Genomic DNA, 7,009 nt, shown 5'->3' with positions numbered 1-7,009 from the left:
TCGCTCTACACGCAACCAGCAACCGACCTCGGCCCTCTCCAAGTAACAGTGACATGTAACCCCATGTAACATGCTCTTGACACTTGCGACCGCTATGTTCGGGACAGGACGCGGTGTGGTTCGACGGGAGATGGGGGCATCACTCGTACGGCCCGGGCTCAGGCAAGCTACCGCGTCCGCACGCTTTCCATGTAGGCCGTTCCTGCCCGTTCGGGGCGCTCCCGCCGCAGCTGCTCGATCTCTTTCATGTCGCAGTAGCAGATCTTGCTTTTCAAGTGTATTGCACAGGGATCGTCGGGCAATAGTCGGCACGATCAAGCAGCCGAAGCATCGAGTTGATTGACCGTGCCGACCATATCTGGCACGAGGGTGGGCCTAATTACCCGGCCCATATGATACTGCACAATGGCATTGCTACAATTACGCCTGATGGCGTTTGTCTTCCAAAGCGAAATCTTGGAACTGGCCTCCAAGTGGCACATTACCCCTATGAGCGGTCGATTCCCAAGGACAGGTCCGCCGCCTCGCCCCAATAGGCGGCGGACGAGCAACTAGGCGCCTATGGGGACAAGCTTCGCAAATAATGCGACGTCGCGCGGATAAGATCGAGGCGAACGCCGTCCTTGCGCCGGTGCGACGAGCACTCAAAGCCAGCCAGGAAAAGATTGGCGAACGGCGACGTGCCCGCAATCGAAGTCAAGCCATCGCTATCTTTGTGCTGCTTCGCTCATGCGGTAACCCCTTCTCATTTGCCATGCTGCATCATCGTCCAGGGTATTACTGGGAGCCAAACCCGGATGGTCGAGCCTTTGTTCCGATCGAGCCCACCGAGCCTGTGAGCAGATAGCAGCCAGGGAACAAGGTGCGCCGAGGCAAGTTCGGGACCGAGCCGTCATCGATTGTCCGGCGGTTACAACGGAGGCAGGGAACAGTATGACCGTTCAGATTCGACTTTCCGACATCGACCATGCCAGGCGCGAGGATCGTGGCGACGGCGTCTGGAGCATCGCGCCGGATTTGGCCTATTTGCGGCTGACAATCGTGAATGTCGTGTTCTTCGGCGCTCCCGGCAGCGGAGATCGAAACTGGGTCCTCATCGATGCGGGTTTGCCGACGTCCCGAAGCAGCATCCTGGCGGTCGCGGAAAAGCGCTTTGGAGCCGGCGCGCGGCCAGCCGCGATCATCTTGACCCATGGCCATTTCGACCATGTGGGAACGGTTGTGGATCTGGCCGGCACATGGGATGCGCCCGTTTTCGCGCACCCGCTCGAGCGTCCCTATTTGGACGGGACCGAAGCCTATCCACCACCTGATCCTTGGGTGGGGGGAGGCCTGATGGCGCTGCTTTCGCCAATCTTTCCTCGTGGCCCAATCGATCTCGGAGATCGCCTGCAACTCTTGCCGGTCGACGGATCGGTCCCCGGCATGCCCGGATGGCGCTGGCTGCACACGCCCGGGCATGCGCCGGGGCATGTCTCTCTCTGGCGCGAAGAAGACCGTTCGCTGATCGCTGGGGACGCCTTCATCACCACGGGTCAGGAGTCGGTCTATGAAGTCGCCGTTCAGGACTTGGAGATGCATGGTCCACCGCGCTACTTCACACCGGATTGGGATGCGGCGGAAAAATCCGTGAAACAACTGGCTGCGCTGAAGCCGCAGATGGTGATCAGCGGACACGGAGCGCCAGCTGCGGGAGTTGGCATGCGCCAAGCCCTTGACAGACTGGCTGAGCAGTTCACGGCATTCGCCGTGCCGCTGCGGATGAAGTTCGTGCGTGAGCCAGCCACTGTTTCAGATGGCGGAGCTTAGCGGAGCGCCAGGAGCTGTATTGCCGCTCTAAGTTGCCTTGCAGCTTGTCTCGGCTGACTGAACAACCTCGTAGCGCCAGTGGGGCATGTTCCGTTGCGGACGTCAAAGCCTTGCCGAATTGGCGCCAACGGTATCTCAGCGACAATTTCGAACACAGCCCATGTCATAGGTCAATGCATTGCTCCGCAGGCTTCCCTATGGGCGGCATAACTGCGGGCTCGATTGTGCGGCGGTCCAACTCACGTCGGGAGCTGCATACGCAGGCCCCGCAGAACCGGCCCGTTCTCCGCCGCCGCTCTGTAATGTCACGGAACTTTCAGCGCGAATGCAAGTTCGATAAATAACATAAGCTAGGTAGCCAATTTGTCTCCCACCTCATCCTCGGATGTACTTATCCGCAAGCTTCAGAGCATCTCGGATGTTCGACAGACCGACATCGACGTTTTGAAGAGCATCCCGATCCAGGAGAAGGATTTTTTGGCCAACTATGACCTGGTGCGTGAGGGGGACCGTCCTGTTAGTTCGTTTGTCGTTTTGGATGGCCTGCTCGGTTCCACCAAACATACCGGCGACGGGAAACGGCAGATCACATCCTTCTTTGTGGCTGGTGACATTCCGGATCTGCACGGCGTGCATCTGTCGGTCATGGATTGTAACTTTTCGACCCTCACGCCGGCCAGACTGGGCTTCATACGGCATGACGCTCTTCGCGCCATTTGCGAACGGCATCCTCGAATCGCGACGGCTTTTTGGCGGTCGACCCTGATCGATGCAGCGATTTACAGGGAATGGGTCACTAATGTGGGAAGACGCGAGGCATACACGCGCATGGCTCACATATTGTGCGAACTGATTTTTCGCTTGCGCTCGGTTGGACGCATCCAGGATCACGTCGCGGATCTTCCCATTACCCAGGCGGCCCTTGGCGATGCATTGGGCTTGTCCACAGTCCACGTCAACCGAATGCTTCAGGAACTTCGACGTAGAGGCCTCATCGCCACTACGGGGTCAAGAGTTCATGCTCTTGATTGGCCTGGCCTCACTCGTGCAGGTGATTTCGACACGACCTACCTGCACCAAAGGAACCCCGCAGCTTAATGGTGACGGAAACTCTCGGATGGCACGGTTTTTCTTTGATAGTGGCGAACACGATGTGGTCATCAAGGACCAAATCGGCATCGATTGTGCCGGCTTGGAGGAGGTGCGCCGCGTGGGCTTCGAGGGCCTTATCGACCTTACGAGAGATGCACTCACTGAGGTGGACGGGCAGCAGGTGTTTGTTGAAGTGCGGAACGAAAACGGCGACAGGATTCTGAGGCTGAGCATCTCGCTTCAGATCAAGTTGATGAGGTGAAGTGCGCACCGGACTTGCTGCGTCAGAAAGCTGCCGAGCGACGGCACATCGAATGGCATGAACGGAGAGGAAACCCGAACGCCGCGTGATCGGACAGTCGCGCGAAGATGCCGCCGCCATTTGCGACCTCAGGCAAGCTTCGGTTCCCCACAGGAAGAAATCGGCAAGGCACAGCAGAAGGCCATGGCCCGTCCCATACTTGGCCCAACCCGAGTGATTTTAATCGGTGTCGCGTATTTTTTGATTGAAGTTCTGGAACGCGCACTTTCGGCGCTCGTTCATGTTGTCTCAGCAGTGGGTGTCGAAGTGCTAACGAAAAGCGAACGAAGCAAGCCGGGTAGCGAAAGGCCAGGAACTTGAGCTCGAACATCTGGTCCAGCTCACGGACATTGACCCCAAGCAAGCCCGAACGCTGCTTCGCAAGCACGGCGCCGATTGGCCGAAGCTCAAAGATGAGGCGGAAGCTCTGAAGAAGGAAGACTAATCGTCACCTTCCCAGCGGTTGGCGAGAAAGCTGTTCTAGCTCATCCTCATCCGTGATCCCCGCTTGGTAGTAGGCCAGAATACTTGATGCGCGGCGTTCCCTCTCGGTTGCGGTTTCGTTTTTTTGATTTTGCTGCGTGCGAAGACGCGACTGAGTAGGGCAAGTTCTGATGGCGTGAAGGCGGCTCTATGCATCGCATCTCAACTCCGCTCGCCGCCCGTCTCGAGAGGGGCCGAGGCGGGTGGTTGCAACCTTTGATGCCGGCCAGCAAGAGATCGCAGAACAGGTCGTCCGGCGCGCGCTAACGCTGGACGAGAAAGAATGTTCCACGTGTTCTCGGGAGGCAAACAAAATGGCGTCCGCTCGAACCAGCAACGGCCTTTTATCGGTCTACGGCGTGATCTGCCTCAACTACATCCGGAAAGCTCTTCCTAGATCGAAAGCCCGCCCCGGACAAAGCCGAGACGGGCCGAAGCTGCTTCGGCAGCCTCAAGGCCCAGACAAGGAGGGAGGATTGTAGGCCTGCAGCCAAACCTCGTGCCCCAGTGAATGTTCCGCGGCTGGAACTGTTGGCGGGATCATCTGCTGCGATTGCAGGACGCGGCAACTTCTTGTCGGCCGGGGTCGAGACGTTCCGATGCGCCGTCAAGCGGCCGACATCCCGATCAGCCGCGTGTTTTCATGTTCATTGAGAAGGCTGATCTGCAAATCCAGTCTGCTCGGCGCCAGCTCCCTATGGGCATGCGACGCGGCAATGGCAGCCTGTCCAAAACCGATGGCTATCTGGTTCAACGCGTTGACAGCGTCACCGGTGGCGTACATGCCATGGATGGAAGTCTGCTGATGCTCGTCGACTGTGACATAGCCGTCTTCATAGCATCTTGCGCCAACGGCCTCGGCGAGTTGAGAACGAACCTTGCATCCCAGTGCCAGATAAATGGCATCGAAGCGGTATGACGTCCCATCTTTCAAAATCGCCTCGCAGCCGTCTGCTGCCGGACAGAGCGTGTCGAGAGGTCACCGATGACTATGCCTCTTGCCCTCGCCGCACGATGAGTGCTGATCGGAAGGTCGGATGCGTCGCTCCCAAGCATGTTATGAGCGGTGTAAAACCGACTGAGAAAAATGGCCTCTTTCAAGGCTCTCACGTCGTGCCCGACGACTGCAATCTTCTGGTCGATCGCCTCCCATCGCATACTGGGCAGAGTCGAATGACACCTGCGGCAATTGCCTCGCGTAGACGCGGAATGACGGGTGTCGTGTCGGTGATCCCTGTCGCCAAAAACACCTTGCGTGTCCGGATTGCGCCAATCGAGGTCTCAGTGACGACCCCCCCTTAGGCGGGGGCGGGGGAATAGACCTGCCCTCCAACCAGAGTGGCTCCATACAAGGTGGCGTGACGTCGAAGGCGATCCAGAATATCGGCTCCACTTATTCCTTCGGGAAAGCCAGGACAGTTATGGCTCGTTGGGATCAAGGCGGCACGAGGATCGCCGGCATCGATCACCAGCACGCGATGGCGAAAACGGGCAAGATATTGAGCGGCGGTCAGTCCTGCCGGCCCGCCTCCGACGACCCTGGGTGAGCTTTGGCTCGGCCAATTTGGATGAGCGTTCCTTGCGCCTCAACGATGAGGCACTCTGAATGTCTACGGCATGGAATTCGCGCGGACGCAAATAGACGTTTTCAACGAGGACCTGAAACGATCAAGGCAGGTCAGTGTGGAAGAATGGCAAGCTCGTCCGCTAAGCGAAAAGGTCACCGACGACTTTGCGAGAAGGCTTCGCTCCCAGCTTTAATGGCGAGGTGCGGAGATGCAAAGTCCCCGCGGTTGATCGCCATTGGTATTGATAGACGCTCTTGGTCGAAATTAAACGCCGCGCCGTGGTTCTGCACAGATGTGGAGGGCCTAAAATACTTCAATCACCTTACGGCTTCTCTTTTTGAGAGCCTGGATGGATTCGCGATGAATTTGCGGTTGCGCCGGCGACGACTCCACCAGGTGCTGTGCAAGCCTTGCTTGTCTCAGCCGCGCCGTCTTCTCAGCGCGCTCCGCTCGTTCAGCGTCCAGCATCTCTTGGCTGATACGCTTGGCGCGGTCGTATCTTTCCTTGTCGTGATTGCGAGTCACGGACACCTCCTAGCCAGCAACAAAAATCCTGCGACCCTTTTTGGTGACACGCGGCCTGCGTTCGATGGGGCCGCGCGTGATGGCTTGTGCGAGGCGCGCTTCCTTCAATCGGCCCGTCTTGGCGGCGCGCTCAGCACGTCCTTGTCGACAACAAGTGCTGCAGCCAATGTGTTCTTCTCGTTACGACCGTCATCATTAGTCCGCGGCATCTCAGCGCCTCGCCTTAATTCTTATCGCCCGCAGTGCGCCATTTTGTACCTGGGTCGTGCTCTAACCTGGTCTATCGTCCTCTTGGCGGCTTTTGCCTGCATGAGCCGGCTTCTTGCGCAGGTGATTATGGTTGTGGGATGGCCATCTCGGTCTCCTATGCGGGCCTAACTTCGAAATGGCGGAAGTGTTCCCAGGCAGCTCGCAAGCTGCTGGGCTATTTTCGGTTGCAGCGGCGGATCCCAAGACATGCGATCCGGGATTGGCGTCGTTGCCAACTCGCGTCCAGCGATTGATAACGGCCCACCTTGCAGGTGGGCTGGGCAGCGGGACTGCTCGAGGCAGGTTCATAGCTGATTTCACGCTTGGAACCTGGAAGACAGCCTGAACTTTCAGGGGTTCACATGGCCGGCCGCTTCATTTGGTCTTTTGCGCATCCGGCGCAAACACGGCCTGCCCCGCCAACTTCGCATACAATGTGCGGGCCAGGTCAAGATGTTCCAGCACTGTCGGCAGCTTTTCGGAGGCGAAGCGCTGAAGCGCTGCATCCTCGCCCGAGCCTATCTCCCACGCCAGGAGTTGCGCCGTCTTTTGGTGATCAACGATCTGCGCCCCCAGGTAAGCCAGCTCGAACGCGGTGCCGTCGAGTTTTTCGAGATCGGAACGGATTTTTTTGTGATCTGGGTCGAGCCCTTCGGGAAGTGGAATTTTGCTTTTATCTGCCACGGATTTCAGCTGCTCATTGGCCTTGTCATGATCATCGACCATCCGATTTGCAAATTCCCGGACGTCATCGTGACTTGTCTTTCCAGCCGCGAGCCGACCTAGCTCTATCTCGGACCTGCCGCCTACCGTAATCAGCTGGGCGAAAAGCCGATCCTGATAATTCGTCTGTTGCGGTGCTGGAACTCCAGGCTTCTGCATGCTCGTATCGGGAGCAAGGCCGGCTGGATTGCCGATTTGCGCCAGCGCACAGCAGGGCGACAATGCCAGGGCTACTGTCATTACGGCGGCACGCATGATG

Annotated in this window: 6 protein-coding genes; 3 read left to right on the top strand and 3 right to left on the bottom strand. The window is 58.1% G+C overall.

Annotated elements, in window-relative coordinates:
* Positions 1 to 933 precede the first annotated feature (933 nt).
* From FJ964_RS19995 to FJ964_RS19985, 3 genes are all read left to right on the top strand, one after another.
* Complete coding sequence (locus FJ964_RS19995; protein ID WP_140551973.1) at positions 934 to 1,809, top strand: MBL fold metallo-hydrolase; 876 nt, start codon at positions 934 to 936, stop codon at positions 1,807 to 1,809.
* Between the two features lie 363 nt (positions 1,810 to 2,172).
* Positions 2,173 to 2,907, top strand: a complete 735-nt coding sequence (locus FJ964_RS19990; RefSeq protein WP_140551972.1) for a Crp/Fnr family transcriptional regulator — start codon at positions 2,173 to 2,175, stop codon at positions 2,905 to 2,907.
* Between the two features lie 19 nt (positions 2,908 to 2,926).
* Entirely contained in the window at positions 2,927 to 3,163 is a 237-nt protein-coding gene (locus FJ964_RS19985; protein ID WP_140551971.1) for a hypothetical protein, read from the top strand.
* 1,129 nt (positions 3,164 to 4,292) lie between these two features.
* Here FJ964_RS19985 and FJ964_RS19975 read toward each other — a convergent pair.
* The 3 genes from FJ964_RS19975 to FJ964_RS19950 form a co-directional block, all read right to left on the bottom strand.
* On the bottom strand, positions 4,293 to 4,619 hold the full coding sequence (locus FJ964_RS19975; RefSeq protein WP_181172541.1) for an FAD-dependent oxidoreductase: 327 nt from the start codon (positions 4,617 to 4,619) through the stop codon (positions 4,293 to 4,295).
* Between the two features lie 937 nt (positions 4,620 to 5,556).
* Positions 5,557 to 5,778: a hypothetical protein gene (locus FJ964_RS19960; protein ID WP_140551969.1), complete on the bottom strand. Its 222-nt coding sequence runs from the start codon at positions 5,776 to 5,778 to the stop codon at positions 5,557 to 5,559.
* Positions 5,779 to 6,402: 624 nt separating this feature from the next.
* Positions 6,403 to 7,005, bottom strand: a complete 603-nt coding sequence (locus FJ964_RS19950; RefSeq protein ID WP_140551968.1) for a DUF4142 domain-containing protein — start codon at positions 7,003 to 7,005, stop codon at positions 6,403 to 6,405.
* Between the last annotated feature and the right edge of the window lie 4 nt (positions 7,006 to 7,009).

The sequence above is a fragment of the Mesorhizobium sp. B2-3-2 genome (assembly GCF_006442295.1).
Taxonomy (GTDB): Bacteria; Pseudomonadota; Alphaproteobacteria; order Rhizobiales; family Rhizobiaceae; genus Mesorhizobium.
The sequence above is the reverse complement of the archived record's forward strand: the minus strand, read 5'-3'. Positions and strand labels throughout refer to the sequence as shown.